Genomic DNA, 15326 nt, shown 5'->3' on the forward strand with positions numbered 1-15326 from the left:
TTATCTATCTTTTAAACTCATTTTAAATCTCTCATTATTATCATGAGGATAATAACTTTCTTTACAATAACTGCATACTACCAATTGATCTTCTGTTTCAGACACATTTTCATAGGTACAAATAGGACATCGAGATGAATATATTTTTTTAATTATTCCTTTGCTTTGTAGTTCAGTTATAGCTTTAAATACTAAAGATTGATCATTGTTTATCTTTTTGGATACATAAGAAATTGTTACACCTCTATCACCTATAGTATCAAGAAGCCTAACTATATTTTTATTAATATTATGACATTGCATATTCTGTGGATAATTCATAGTCTGGGAAGATTTCTCTGCATACATTTTGGATTACCTCCGTGTCAAAATGTGTAATACTTGATATAATTTCACCTTGATTTCTTAATTGAAACCATCTATGCCCAATATTGCATTCCATGGTCTTAACTGTATGCTCTTCATTATCTAATGCATATTTAATAGCTCTTAACCTATACTCATTATGTCTTCCATCTTCTTTACTGCTTCTTAAATTATTTTTAGGTTCTATTGGGTCTGAAGTTTCAATTGCTATCACTTCTTTTGAATTTTCTTCGTTTAATTCAACTGATTGTAGATAGTTTTTTATGTAATTATTCAAATAGTAGTCAAAGCTACACTTAGTTAATGTATTTTGATCACCTTCTGCAAACAAATTGTAAAAAGCTTGCTTTTTCTCTATTATAGCTTTACCTTTTGAACTACTATCATCATCTTCATTTTGAACATCATTATAAAACATGGCCACAATACCTTCCTTTAAGTCAATAACAAATTTTGTGTAATGATAATATATTTCATTTGTATTTGTCACCACATTATATCTATCTACTTCCGCTGTCTCATATTTCCGCAATTGAGCCATTTTTATTATAGTAAATCTATCATAAAAATTTACATAACAAGGATATAGTATTTCATCAACTCTTTTTACTTCCTTATTGTTTATAGTATTATTTAACCTATTATTTATCTTGAACTGTTCTCTTAACATAGGGCATAATAACTCTTCTTGCTCTTTTTCTCTTAAATAAAACACAGAGACTTTCTTAAAAGCTATATCTTCAAGATTAAAAAGAACTTCACTTTCATTTATTATACTATACTTTTCTGTAAAAACATTCAAAAAATCATTTAAATTTTTTTCACTAATGGAAATATTATACTTACTATTTATATAATTTTTAATATATTCATACTGCAGACCAACCATCCCTAATGACTTCCACCTTAACTCATTTAGGTTCACTACAGTTCCCTCCCCCAATAAAATATATTATTGAACTCTTAAGAACATTACTATATAATATGTATACAAACCATTAAGAACACCTATTACTTAAAAATTATTAGAATTATAATTCAGAACTCTACTTCATTGTAAATCTTTTCCATGGTTTTTTCAACCATTTTTATAGTATTATTATAAATTCTTTTAAACTTAAAAAAAATTCCATGAGTCAGAGTAACCTAACCCATGGATTTTCATTTTGTTTTCTCTTATATAGATATATATTTAGATTAATAGTTAATTATGTAGATATTTTAAGCTATAGTATTAACTGATGCTCCAGTGGAAAATACTTCTCCTTTAACAATATCATCATATACTTTAATCTTTTTTACGTTTAATTGACTTTCCTCATATGAATTAACTTGTTTATTATTTTCTTTAGTGTCCTCAGTTGAAATTTTTAAATTACTTTCTGAATCCTTATCTTTTTTTATGGCTTTTGAAATACGATTATTTACATTATTTGATATATCTATTATTTTACCATCTAAAGCTTCAGATTTTATTTTTAGCTCTTCTGATCTTACAGGATCACTATGTTCCCAGAATTTAGATTCCCTTCTGAGAGTTATTTGAGCCGCTCTAACACTGCTAAAATTTTTTATATCATTCTTTGAATTTATAACAGCTTTCATAGTGTTAGATAAAAGTGGATCCTTCTTATTTGAATTTTCCTCTCCACTATTTTCTTTTTTGTTTTTCACATTGTTCTTATCTTCTTTATCTATTTTACTTTCTTTATCTGCTCCTAAACTTTTACGCTTTTCTTCAAGTTTAATTTTTCCTATCTGCTCTTCTATTTCTCGAATCTGTTTATCAATCTCTTCCAGACCACTCTCTATAGCACTTGAACTCGCTCCTTTTTTTAATGCATCACTTAGATAATTATTTTTTCTTTCCATCAAATTTTGTTTCTGTTCCATTAAACTTTTAATCATAGTATTTTGATTTTTTTTGCCCATATTTTGATTAAAATTGTTAGATAAAGGATTATTTATAGAAGTTTTATTTTGTTTTGAGTTATTATCTTTAGCCCCTATTTTTATAGTGGATCCCGTTGTAGTCCTATTATAATTTGACATACTAGCCATAGGGCTCCACGATGACAAAGATAGATACATGATATTTCCTCCCCATATTAATAGTAATTTCCATTTGTTAAAATTATCCTATTTTACTATGTATCGTCTAAATTTCAAATTACTTTATTATAAAAAATTAACGCTCTTAGTTATGCTAGTCCATATAATTCGGCAAAAGGGTCCCATTCTCTATCTTCATTCCATTTATACTCAATACCATTGCTAATTTCTATGGCCTTTTCTCTTCCCATTAAATGCTCTATAAATCCTAATGTCATATCCATTCCTGCAGAAACCCCTGATGAAGTAAATATATTGCCGTCATTTACCCATCTAGCTTTTTTTATCCATACTATATCCTTACCTTGATCCATTACCCAATTAAAAGCTCTTTTATTTGTGGTAGCTTTTTTCCCCGTTAGTATTCCTGCTTTAGCTAATAGAGCTGCTCCTGTGCAAACACTCATAATATATTTTGATTCCCTATTAATATTTTCTATAAGATGAATTAATTTTTCATCATTAACCTTTTCTCTTGCACCCATTCCTCCTGGAACAAATAAAATATTCTCTTCACTATTATTATTATTATTATATGTACTTGTATCAATTCTTACATTTTGAGAACTTGAAATAATTCCACCATCTAGAGATATAAAGTTTAACTTAAAAATTTCTGGTAACCGTCCTAATATTTCAACTGGCCCAAAAACATCTAATGTTTCAAACTCTTCAAATAAAATTATATTAACAACATAACTCATTTTTCCCTCCAAGATTAAGTTTTAATTTTTAAGCTGATAAAATTAAAACTTTTCTATTTTCCTTTACAAAAATTTTTAATTCTTTTTATGAGTTTTTTCAGAGCTATAATATATTTTTTGCTCTTATCTTCCATGTTTTTATTACAACGACTATGACTATTATAATCTTTCTCTGTAAATTCATGGCATCCTAAACTTTCATTTAAATTATTTTTTTTCTTATTAATATTTAAAAATTCTTTATATTTTGCTTCCATATCTTCTATATAACAATTGTTGTACTGACTGTGAATAAAATCAGTAATACTATCATATTCCTCAATATCTAATTTATTTTTCATATTAAATTGATCTACAGTTTTAAAAAAATCATTTAGCTTGTCTACCTTATCTATATTATCTATAATAAAGTCTGTAAAGCTATGCTCTGTCTCTAAGTCCTCTAAATAGAAATTATTATCTGCAAAATTAAATACATATCCCGCTTTTATCTCTGTTGTAAGTCTTTTTATACTCCCTTTATTTAAAAACATAAGGTTTATAAGATCCTTATTTTGAGGCTCTTTCATATAAGTAATGAATCCAATCTTTCTTCTTACTTCAAAAGGAATACACCTATAAAGATATTTTAATATTTCCTTTGATATATTATTTAAATCCTTTGGTTCACAATCTAAAACTATATATATTTTTTTACCATATAAAGCTGCATTAAAAGAAGCTGTAATGAGCTTTTTAAATGTTTTTTCTTCTATGCCTGTCTTACTAAACATCTCATCCATAGATGAAAAACTCTCTGTATTTTTTCCTACGCTTGTTTCTAAAACCTCAGGAATGATTTTTCCCTTATCTACATCATAATTATCCACAAAGCCGTTTAAATAAATTATCTTCTCCGGTTTTTTTATATAATCTTCTCTTTCTTTTTCTGAAATTATATAGCTATGTGTAAAATATCTATTTCTATTTCCTGTGTAATCCTTACCTGCAAAAACCGATTGTCCTATTATCATTCTATTATCTTCTGTATTTACACAAAATAATGCTTGAGGATATTTTGCAATATCCTCTTCTCCAGCTAAAATAGATGGTGCTTCATAAAAACATAAGTTGTGAAGCACATTAGCTATAAAATCATCCTCTAGATTTATGCTTTTACCCACCGTATCATATCCTGGTGTATTACTGTATACACCCTTTTTATCCCTTGTGTAGTAATGTTGTTGTATCATTGTCTCCCTCCATCCAAATAATTCATTTGATAGAGAAGCCATAAAAATGGTTCATCCACCCTTAAAGGATTTATGCTATTACCGCTATCTATCTTTAAATTTTGTGGATTACAGCCTAAAGACGACACTGCAAAATATCCCGTAACTCCGAAATAAGTATCCATTGCTCCTTTAAAGGAAGCATCTGCTTTTGATAAAAATTTTCTCACTTCACCATCTATATTTTCAAATTCATTTAAATTAAAAAACTCGCTATGATCGTAATTTCTAAAAATATTGCTATTTTCATTTATATATTCTTCATCATTTAAGTTTCTCAACATGTCGCTTTTTGTAACCACAATTGCAGTAGGTATATTGGTTTTCTCTTTAGACTGTTTAGATATAAAATTTTCAAATAGATAAACTATTATATCTTTAGGCTCTTGATACTTTTCTGTGAAATCCCCTTTCATTTCTCTGTTCATAAGACTTACTTTTTTTCTTAAAGTTCTCATCTGTAAAGGGTCTACAAGAAATATTATTCCATCAGAATTCTTAATGTGATCCCCATGTCTTTCTATATAATCTTTATCCGTCATTCCTTCCCCAGGAATATCATAAAAAATAAAGGTGATTGGAGCTATTTTGTCATCTCTAAATTTCATATTTTCTATTAAAGGTTCCACATGTTGTTTTGGGGTAGGATCTAGCATTATATTCTTTTCAAAAATCTTTTCTTGATTTTCTCTTATTTCATCATTATATAGAGAACTTCCTGCAATAAGAGAGGCATTTATCCTCCCACAACTATACTTCTCTAATGTATATAAAAGAGTTGTCATATAAACAGATTTTCCAGCCTGTGAAGCTCCAACAACAGAAATAATTTTTGAAGGGCCCCTTCCTGAGGTTATAGGGAGTTCATTATGACAAAAAGGACAAAGTCTTTCACTGGTAGACATATCGTATTTATCCTTAATCTCTATTAAAACTCCATCCACCCTTGTTTTATTCTTTTCTGGAAGATCCTTTGGTACAATTATAGGGTTTATTTCTCCTAATACACCTTTTCCAACTTTCTTATTATACTCATTTAGCAATTCATCTACAGTTTTTTCATATTCAGGATCTCCATTTTCAAAGTGAGATGCTCTGAAAACCACCTGATCTGTCTTAAATTTTTTAAAACAAAATGGACATGTTATCATAAAAGGTCCTTTTTCGTAAGTTGCCTTTTTATAATCATTATTTTCACTTCTGTTTCCTCTTAAAAAACTAAAAAGACCCATTAAACATCCGTTCCTTTCACGCTTTAATTATTATATTTATTAGAAAAATTATGAAATTTTATCTCTGCTTAAGATTATATACATTACCGTATTTCTCTACATCCTTTATAAAAACCTTTATGTATTCATCTTTTTCTATAACTATTTCTGGCATAACATTTTCACCTGGATAAATATTATATATGAAATCAAATTGTATACCATCGTTTTTATTAACGGGATGGGAGTCTTTCTTTTTTACATAACATAAAACATCACTTTTTAGCTCTACATCTGAATTTATTATAATTTGAAGAGTCTTTTCCTTTGAAAAAATACTCTTAATACTCTTAATATGATTAATACTATAATATATATTCGGAATTCCCGTACTTACAATTATCTCATTTTCTCCGTCCTGTTGTTTTAATAGCATCACATCTTCTTCTGCTTCACAGGCTGGGAAAACAAAAAATTTATATTGCTTTACTTCTTTTATAGTTTCTACATAACCATTGAATTCCTTGTACTCTTCTTTTGTATATAATTTTAGATGCTTATTCTCAATATGTTCCATTGAAAGTTCTTCAATGTTATCTATCTTTAATATATATACTATATCTATATTTTTAGGCCACTTCCATCTTATTGTAAATTTATCTTTATCTAAGGTATAATTTACTTGCCTTATTCCATTTTCATCCCCTTGAAACTCTTGTATCTTCACCAAAACACCCCTTCAAACATGCTTTAATAATAATAATGATAATAATAATTAATCAAATTTATTAATAATTCTTTTTTCATCTTCTATATGTCTCTTCTTACTATTTCTAGAGTATGAAGATTTCGAGTAATCCTTTATATCTACTTTTACAGGGATAAGTGTAAAAATTGAAGCTATGATTATATCTGCTAAAAATCTATGCATAACCCCTATCCATGGTAAGTGTAAAAATCCATATTCAATGATTAGCCCTGCCACTATTCCAGAAATGCTTCCCCCTATTATAAAACCTTTGAGCAAATTCTTATTGTCAAATACGAAGCTTACGCATACAGGTATAAGAGCTCCAAGTATAGCTACAAATAAAATTCTAAGTATCATATATAATGTTTTTTCCTCAGAAACCCCATTTCTCTTATCCACAAGAAGCCTTTGTTCTCTGCTATTATATATCTTATTAAATACGTCATTTAACTCTTTTACATTCTCTACATTGTGGTAGGCTCCACCAGTTTCTCTAGCTATTTTTTTCAACATAGAAGAATCGTTACCGCTAGACATCCCAATTGTATATACCGGTATACCTCTTTCTATAATAGGATTCATGGTATCCTCAAATTCTGAATTAAGGTTAAAGCTATCTCCACCATCTGATAATAAAATTATCATAGCACTTCTATCATTACTTGATGTGGACTCAATTTCTTTGTAAGCCTCTTTAAGTGCTTCACTCATGTTAGTTTTTCCCACTGGATTTTTATGCTCTTCTAGTTTTTCTTCTACATAATCTTTCGTATCTGGTGTAATCTCAGTCATAGGCAATATTTTTTCTACATTATCATTAAATTTATATATGGAAGCCCTGTTATCTTCTTTCATACTATTTAATAAGTTTAAAGTAGCTTTAAATCTTTCATTTTCAGGATCCGTTTCCTTCATACTTCCAGAAGTATCTAGAAGCATTACTACATCGTTTATTTTCTTAGTTTTTCCTATATTCATTTGGTATACAAATTGAAAAATTGCTCCCATTATAAACATAGCTATTAGGGTACAAGGTATTAAAAATTTAAAAGAGGTTTTTAAATAATTATTCTTCCATCCATACCCGTTTAATCTTGGACTTATCATTTCTGCTATTAAACACATAACCCCTATACAAAATGCTAATATTCCAAAATATAGTCCCATAAGTACACTATTAGGAAGTGTATACTTATATAGTGATAATAAAATCTCTCCAATAATGAATCCTAATACTCCTCCAATTAAACTCATTATTGCCATGGTTAAATTTATTCGTTTCTCTATCACAAGGCTTCCCCTCCATATTAAATTATCTATATTATATCTGGCAATTTATCTACATCTATACCGTGAAGTTTATACCCTTTTTCTAAACAATACTTATAGCATTCAAAAGCATTTTTAATATAAACAACATCTTTAGCCGTAAAACCGCCCATCAAACTTAACTTTTCAATTCCACTAGCTCTTTTTTCATGTATATACCCAATTTTATAATTCCTAGTATTTCTATCAAAGTAAAAAGCATATTTTATAAAACTGCTTTCATAATCTCCAAAGAAATATTTTTCTTCATATGCTCTTACATCATAATTCATTATGTATGCTTTAACAGCTGAATTATCCTCTAATATATTAAAGAGTTTTCTGTAAAGTTCCTCTTTAGAAAGCACACTATTATTTGAATCAACTACATCTACATTAGCTCTTTTATTAAATTCTTCCTCAAAAGCTTTGTAAAACTCTTCATTAGATAAAATATATTTGCTACAAAATTGTATAAGTTTTTGAAGTAAAGCAGCCTTTCCTTCTTTCAATATTTCGCAAATATTTCCTATGTACTTGTCATTAAAATAGAAACCTTCTCCTTGGGAATTCTCCATTTCTGTCATTATACTATTTACTAAATTCTCATAATAAGCATTTATATTTTGCCCCGTGTATTCATCTTGACTTTTTATTATTTCATCCTCATTATCTTTTACTATATTTTTAACTTCATTTAAATCCTTTATATAAATATAAACTTCTTCATTTATTTTGCATAAAACCTCTTCATAATTTTTGAGGACTTCTTTCATCATCTTAAGCTTTAAAACTTCAGCTTTCTTCTCATATACAGCAAATATACTATTCTTTACTTCTTTAGTTTTTTCATCTTTAAAGAATATGCTTTTAATGTTAAATCCCTCTAACGCTCTATTTTCGTACATATCTTCAATTTGGTTATTTAAATGTTCAATATTTTTTTGAATTGAGTTCTCATATTCTCTTATATATTTTATTCCTTCTCCTTCTTCTAAAGTCCAGAGCCAAGAACAATATACTCCTAAAATAGGATTATTTATTATATCCTTATAAATTGAATCTCTTACTTTATTTTCAAGCTTCAGGTTAGATAGATTATTTTCAGCTCTTTGAATGAAGTTTTGATTGAAAAACTCTTCACATCTTCTACCATAAAGACTTTCCTCTGCCTCTCTTACTGTAAGTCTATACAGCTCACTTTTTCTATTTGAAGCCATTATGCTCATCATATCATTTACACTTACAGTTTGTGGTATTAGACCTTCTCCCATTAAATCTAAGCTATCCTCATCTATTTTTAAAATCTTCCCAATAAAATTTTTATCTTTTTTAGAAAAACATATCATTTTATTTAATACATTATCATAAAATGCTCTGATAACAGTTGAAGCAATTGCTCCATTAGGCCTTTTTACCTTTGAAAGCCCACCAGTTGAATATATATTTCTCACCTTTTCTTGCGAAGTGGAGCTTATATTTGCTTTAAATCTGCCATTATCATAATATTGATTCTCTATATCTGAATAAGTTTCTCCTTCTATACCTATGTTTTTTAAAAGGCTTATATAGGATATTATTTCATAATTGTTTTCCATTGATCTTTTAGGTATTAATCCTTTTCCATTCTTCTCTTCTAATAAATATGTTAAATAAAATAAAGGACCCTTTTCTTCTACAGGCAATTCTCTTTCTTCCCCATATATAGCTATCTTTTCATTGAACGTAAAGTCCTTTTTCTGAATGTATTCAACTTCCCTAAAAAAGCTAACTGCAAAAGCTTTAGAGTAAAATTCATCTTCTACATTTTGTTCTTTTATAAGTATATATAAATCCATTAATGAACTTTTAAAAACTTCCATCATTCTTTTTTTTGCAAGTATAGATACCTCTGGAAGTATTATATTTAAAGGATCATCTGCCATTGTAACCACAGAAATACTAAGATTTTCAAAGGAATTAAATAATTCTCCGCAACGGAGCATTCTATCTCTTACCATAGTTAATTTTTCATTTAATTCTTGAAGAAGTTTTTTATCGCTGTAGAATCTATCTCTTATACTACTTCTTAAAATATTCTTGTCTTTATGCTCACAAGGAATTTGAACATTAAATACATTAGAATAGTCTTCTATATCTACAGTAGATATATTTATGAAAATTATTCCTTCTCCATTATCCCATCTGTCTTTTATATTATTAATAAAGGATGAGGCTTCATTTAAACTATCCCCTATAAATACAAAAAGCATAGGACTTTGTGAATTCCTTTGAGCATCTTTACTAAAAATTTTCTTATCCATATTTAATGCGTAAGTATTGGCAAAGTCAGTTAATATATTATCCATACAAATTCCTCCTGAGCATCTTTAACACATTGAAGGTAAGGGATGCCCTTACCTTCTAAAACTCTACTCTAATTGCTTTTTTACTTCTTGAAGTCTTGAAAGCATATCACTATAAAATACAAAAAGCTCTTCTCCTGTAACAAGCTGATATTTTCTTGTTTCTAAATCTTCTACAGAAGCTTTTATCTTATCAAAAAGTTCATTTACATTTTCCCTAAGAGTCTTTGCGTCTTCTTCTAAAGAAAGCTGTTCTAGTCTTTTATCTGAAGTCTTATCTACAATAGTTTTTTCTTTTTCATCCAGTTCTATATATTTTCTATAAATAGCTTCATGTTGATATTCCTTCTGTTTTAATGTATTTATGAAAGGCTCTATATCTACTTTACTTTCCTCTCCTCCATTATAAACAAAGAGTAATCCCGCTTTTTTTATGGTTTCTGTATACATAGCTCTAAGGAAGTTATCCATATCCGTTTCAGCCTTGCTTAAATTGTTTATTATGCTTTGGAGCTCATTTTTCTTTTCTATAATGCTCTCATATTTTTCAACTTCTGATTTCACAAGTTTTGTAAGTTCTAGTGTTCTTATTAAGTTATTTTTTGCTTTTTCTTCACCACTACTCTCATAAATATAATATTTTTGAATATTAGAGTTTTCAATAGGGGTGAGTCCTTTATCCAAAAGCCCTTTAATATCTTCTATGGCTTTTCTTATTTCTCCTATATTAAATTTATCATCTTTTAAATTTATGGAATATCCATTCATAAACTCTTCAATATTAAATGGCTCTGTAACGACACATTTATATTTTACACTGCTGCTTCCTTCAACATTTACAATGCATCCTAGTTTAAGTGCACGTTCAAAAAGATTTCTTACATCATCGTTATACTTTTTAACTCTTTCATTACTATAGGTCGAACCCCAACTCTGTTCTGGAATTGGTGATGGTAAGTAGTTCCAGTTTTTCTCTCTACTCTGGTATAGATGCCTTCCCACTCCATCATATGCAAATAGTGAGCTTTCATAAATCTCTTCATAATGTTTTATTGGAGAATAGGAATAAAGAGGCACTCCATTTCTAGTATTTAACCAGAATATTCTATTTGTTACCATGCTTTCTTTTATATTAAGAGAGCTTCCTGTATTAGCATTTTTCTTATATTCTTTAATTCCTTCAAGAATCTTTTTAGCATTTCTAGGCACAGAAACCATGCTCCATGAAGGAAAATTAAGAGCTTCCATATTATTTAAATGAAAAATTGGCACAGCATCCTTATCAAGCCTTGGTGCGATTTCATCCTTAACTAAACTTATTATAGATTTATCTTCTCCATATTCTAAGGCAAGAAAATCCTCCATAGATTGAGTTATTACATCTCCATATTCTTCAGTGACAAAGTTTGATATAGATCCAACTACATCTATATGGACGTCATCAATCCATTTTTGTGATTCCTCTAAAAGCTTCTTTGAAAACCTTCTAACTATCTCATCTGCAGTATCTTTATTTACTATTTTTTCAATATAATCCGTTAAATCTGGAACATTTACTACTGTCCAAGAATAGCTTTTTCCAAGTACTCCTTCTATTTCTTCTCCCTTTGCAAGTATTTCACCGTCTTCTTTAAATATCTTATTTAATTCATTAAGAATCTCTGTGTATACTCTGTATATGTTGTTATTTAAATCACTTAAATCAGATATTATATTTCTATAAAACTCCATCATCTTAAAGATTCTTTCTTCTTCAGCCCTTAAAATATACTCGTCACTTTTAGCTTCAATATAGTCATTTTTCTTTCTATCTTTTGTAAATAGTATAGCTTTTTTAGCTTCAACTAATCTATCCTCAGCGTCTTCCCTGCTCATCTTTATTTCTCTTGACACATTTGAAAGCCTTTCTTCTAATGAAACTATTTCTGCCTCTAGTGTCTTTATTACACAAAAGCCTTGAGAAAATAACATCCTTGATGCATAGAATGGCCCTTTATTAGGATCTCTAAAAATACCATCCAACATAGCTCTTACATTTTTTACAACTTCTCCTGGATATTGAGTTTTTACTTTGTTATACTCATTAGTACAATCTCTTAAAAACTCCTTCATTTCATCATCAATATTTATGGCCTGTTTTTTTATAACATTATCGTAACTGTACCTATCTCTATCTTCATAACCTGAAATAGGTTCTCTATCCTGAAGATGAAGTTCAAACCTTTCTATTACAGAATCTTCATCCATCCTAATCTGCCTTATAAACTGATCTATGTCCTTTTCTTCTGGCATTTTTTCAAACATATACTGCATCTTTTCAAAAATCTTAAATGCTATATATGTAGTTATTTCTTCAATAGGAAGCACTGCAGAAGAGGCCCCTATCATTACATATTTATAATTTGCCATATAAGGCTTTGCCATATTATCCGTATTTTGCTTTAAATTGCTTATATAGTCCTGTATTGCAAACTCTCCACCAGATTCTCTAACTTCATTTGACATAAAGTTTACTATATTTTCCGCTGTAACATTCATACAATAATCATAAGCATTGCTCATAGGTCTTCCTAAAGTATTTGTAGCTGATATTAAATGACATAAGTTGAATGGCGGCATTGGGGAGTCTACTGTAAGTCTATTCCTATATTTTTGCCTAAATCTTTCATGTCTATCTCCAATACCCATAAGGTAATCTAACTCTTTAAGTGCTGCAAATCCATTTTTTATAATATAGGATTGTGAGGTTTGGTTATCTGCTGCCCTTGACAAGTTAACATCTGGGGTAAATAAATATCCCATTATATTAACTTTATCTTCTCCCTTAGAGCCATAAATGTTATTCATGATTCCTCTAACTATATAAGGAATATCTATAAAAGTTCCACTTCCTGTTCCTCCTGCTAGTCCTGATAGAACAAATACATGTAGAACATCCTCACTATCTTCTAAAAGAAGCCTTATTTTCTTTTCAAGACAATCCACTATTTCATTGATTTTTGTAAATAAAAGCAGCCTTCCTAATTGTCTTATACCACCTGCACCATCGATACCACTTTCTGCTGATAGCTCTGGCGCTAACCATTCTTTTATGGAATCATCCAATATTTCACGGTCATTTAATATAGATCTTACTTCTGCATTTGAAAGCATTACTAATTCACTTTGTGGATCAAGACCCATACCAAAATTTGCTGGATATTTTTTATTTTTTTCTTTTTGGTTTGTTTCAAAACCTAAAAACTCAACCTTTTTAGGCTTATCTTTTCTTGTATCTGATAATTTATCTTCCTCAAGAATAAATCTTTTATTTATTTGATATTTAAGTCTTAACATTGCATCTATACCAGTTCCACCAAGACCTATTATAAGCATTGGATTGGATATAGTTTCTATACGTATTTTATCACTTATAATCCCTCCACCTTTTTTAACTTCAAGGTCTTGAAGATGCTCTCTAACTCTTATATTCATAAAAACCCTCCATTTTATAGCCTATTTAGAATAAAACTCTACAGTTACACTCTTTGAAATTTTATTCAATTGTATAGTTATTTTATTTCCATTATAAAGTCTTATATTTGAATCGTTATTTATTTTCCTGCCTGACTTTTGAACAATACATTCTGATTTATTAACTAACTCTATACTATCATCATTTCTAAATATAAATCTTACTCCTTCTGTTTCCTCATACTCTTCTTTAAGTCCTAATACTTCAAATAAAGAAAAGCTTCCTCTGTACCCCTTTAAGCTTCTAAATTGAGGTGGTAAAGATTCATTGGTGTTTTCATCCTTAATTTTAAGCTCCACGCGTCCAAATCCACTTACACGCTTCTTCTTAGTTGTTACAAATATCAATCCTATGATCAACGCTAAAACCGCCGCTCCAACTCCTACTAAAACTAAGGGTTTCTTTAAAATACTTTCCTTAGGAGGATCCTTTGCTACCGCTCCTCCCCCTCCAATAATTACAGGAGAACTTTCTCTATAAAAGCTGTTTCCATCCACTCTTACCTTAAGCTCATATTTTTCATTATCTGGAATAGAGTACTCCCCTTTAAATGCACCGTCTTTAACACTTAAAGGTACTTCTTTTATAGAATTATCTTTTAAACTTTTTATAACTAATTTTCCTTTTACTCCATTGTATAGCTCTTTGTCTGTAACTTTTTGCCCATTATTCACAAAGTAGGCTTCTACATTTAATTTATCTCCTTTATTAGGATTCATAGGATCAAACTTTGCTTCTATTTGAATATCATAATTAAATACATAGCTTACCTCTATGCTGCTCCCACTTACTCCCTTTACTTTTAATGTCCACTCTCCTACTTCAGGTTTGATAATTTTTAACATCGAATATTTTTTCGAAGAAGTAAATATGGCATTTGAAGAAGGTATTGAAATTTCTTCTCCCTTTGGATTAATAAGCTTTACTTCTACTGGTTTATCTGAAATCATAGATACATTTGCTTCTAATACATTTGAATTTGGAATATCAATTTTTAACTCTTGAAAGCTTCCATCTAATTTTAAAGTTCCTTTATCTTGAACTTTTAACTTTGAGTTATCTGCATATATATCTGTAAGAATTTTAGGTAAATCTACTGCAGTGTTAGTTATATAATTCTTACCTTTAGTGGCATTTGATATTTCGCTTAGTTGATTCTTATCCACAGTACCATCGTAATTTAATCCTATGGTGTATATTGGATAGCCTTTTTCTTTACATATGTTAATTGCTTCATTTAAATCCTTTAACGATTCTTCATTACTTCTTGAAGGATCGTTTTTACCATCTGACAGCAATATTATTACAGGTCTATGGTTCTTATCATGTTCACTATCTAATAGCCTTACCCCTTCTAATAATCCTGCACCTGTATCAGTTTTCTGACCATAGGGAATATTAGAGGCCATATTTTTTATTCTATTTTTAGCATCCTCTAAGTCCATTTCATTTAAATTATGTGCTCTAACTATATCGTCTGAATAGGCTACAAGTCCTACTTTATTGCCTTTAAGTTGGGACATATCTAAAAACATTTTTACCGCTTCTATCCTTATATCTTCAGGGTCACTTGCTTTCATTGAACCACTGGCATCAAGCACAAAAATTACATCTAAATTTGAAGATGGTTCTGCAGCCTTAACAGATATAAATGAGGCGGAAAATACTTGAAATATAACCATTATCATTATGATTAAATTTACTTTAATTTTAGACTTCAAAATGGTAACACCTCTTTTCAATT

At 29.1% G+C, this 15326-nt stretch carries 11 protein-coding genes; all 11 read right to left on the minus strand.

The genetic code is table 11. The annotated features are described in order from the left end of the window. Window positions 1-348, minus strand: a complete 348-nt coding sequence (locus KQI86_RS05160; protein ID WP_216438066.1) for a hypothetical protein — start codon at window positions 346-348, stop codon at window positions 1-3. Next, window positions 290-1291 (minus strand): hypothetical protein, encoded by a 1002-nt coding sequence (locus KQI86_RS05165; RefSeq protein WP_216438067.1) that lies wholly within the window; start codon window positions 1289-1291, stop codon window positions 290-292. The genes KQI86_RS05160 and KQI86_RS05165 overlap by 59 nt, the downstream gene beginning before the upstream one ends. A 296-nt stretch (window positions 1292-1587) precedes the next feature. Then, window positions 1588-2457, minus strand: coding sequence for a hypothetical protein (locus KQI86_RS05170; RefSeq protein WP_216438068.1), 870 nt, complete (start codon window positions 2455-2457; stop codon window positions 1588-1590). Window positions 2458-2567: 110 nt separating this feature from the next. Then, window positions 2568-3182, minus strand: coding sequence for a DJ-1/PfpI family protein (locus KQI86_RS05175; protein ID WP_216438069.1), 615 nt, complete (start codon window positions 3180-3182; stop codon window positions 2568-2570). 53 nt (window positions 3183-3235) lie between these two features. After that, window positions 3236-4414, minus strand: a complete 1179-nt coding sequence (locus KQI86_RS05180; protein WP_216438070.1) for a GAP1-N2 domain-containing protein — start codon at window positions 4412-4414, stop codon at window positions 3236-3238. Next, entirely contained in the window at window positions 4411-5685 is a 1275-nt protein-coding gene (locus tag KQI86_RS05185; protein ID WP_216438071.1) for a TRAFAC clade GTPase domain-containing protein, read from the minus strand. Before KQI86_RS05185 ends, KQI86_RS05180 begins: the two co-directional genes overlap by 4 nt. Window positions 5686-5743: 58 nt before the next feature. Continuing rightward, the gene (locus tag KQI86_RS05190) at window positions 5744-6391 is read right to left on the minus strand and encodes a hypothetical protein (RefSeq protein ID WP_216438351.1); all 648 of its coding nucleotides are present in this window, start codon (window positions 6389-6391) and stop codon (window positions 5744-5746) included. 48 nt (window positions 6392-6439) lie between these two features. Further along, window positions 6440-7705 carry a vWA domain-containing protein gene (locus KQI86_RS05195; RefSeq protein WP_216438072.1) on the minus strand — a complete coding sequence of 422 codons (1266 nt, stop codon included), beginning with the start codon at window positions 7703-7705 and terminating at the stop codon, window positions 6440-6442. A 26-nt stretch (window positions 7706-7731) separates the two neighbouring features. Continuing rightward, window positions 7732-10071 carry a hypothetical protein gene (locus KQI86_RS05200; RefSeq protein WP_216438073.1) on the minus strand — a complete coding sequence of 780 codons (2340 nt, stop codon included), beginning with the start codon at window positions 10069-10071 and terminating at the stop codon, window positions 7732-7734. Between the two features lie 63 nt (window positions 10072-10134). Beyond that, complete coding sequence (locus KQI86_RS05205) at window positions 10135-13542, minus strand: tubulin-like doman-containing protein (protein WP_216438074.1); 3408 nt, start codon at window positions 13540-13542, stop codon at window positions 10135-10137. A gap of 21 nt (window positions 13543-13563) precedes the next feature. Further along, a complete protein-coding gene (locus KQI86_RS05210; RefSeq protein WP_216438075.1) occupies window positions 13564-15303 on the minus strand; it encodes a vWA domain-containing protein in 1740 nt (579 codons plus the stop codon). Window positions 15304-15326 lie beyond the last annotated feature (23 nt).

This window comes from Clostridium mobile, from assembly GCF_018918285.1.
Lineage (GTDB): Bacteria > Bacillota > Clostridia > Clostridiales > Clostridiaceae > Clostridium_AW > Clostridium_AW mobile.

What these genes read in the sequence shown, in the direction of transcription:
- KQI86_RS05200 (WP_216438073.1), bottom strand. Translation starts at nt 10,071, where the DNA reads ATGGATAATATATTAACTGACTTTGCCAATACTTACGCATTAAATATG.
- KQI86_RS05170 (WP_216438068.1), bottom strand. Translation starts at nt 2,457, where the DNA reads ATGTATCTATCTTTGTCATCGTGGAGCCCTATGGCTAGTATGTCAAAT.
- KQI86_RS05205 (WP_216438074.1), bottom strand. Translation starts at nt 13,542, where the DNA reads ATGAATATAAGAGTTAGAGAGCATCTTCAAGACCTTGAAGTTAAAAAA.
- KQI86_RS05160 (WP_216438066.1), bottom strand. Translation starts at nt 348, where the DNA reads ATGTATGCAGAGAAATCTTCCCAGACTATGAATTATCCACAGAATATG.
- KQI86_RS05180 (WP_216438070.1), bottom strand. Translation starts at nt 4,414, where the DNA reads ATGATACAACAACATTACTACACAAGGGATAAAAAGGGTGTATACAGT.
- KQI86_RS05175 (WP_216438069.1), bottom strand. Translation starts at nt 3,182, where the DNA reads ATGAGTTATGTTGTTAATATAATTTTATTTGAAGAGTTTGAAACATTA.
- KQI86_RS05185 (WP_216438071.1), bottom strand. Translation starts at nt 5,685, where the DNA reads ATGGGTCTTTTTAGTTTTTTAAGAGGAAACAGAAGTGAAAATAATGAT.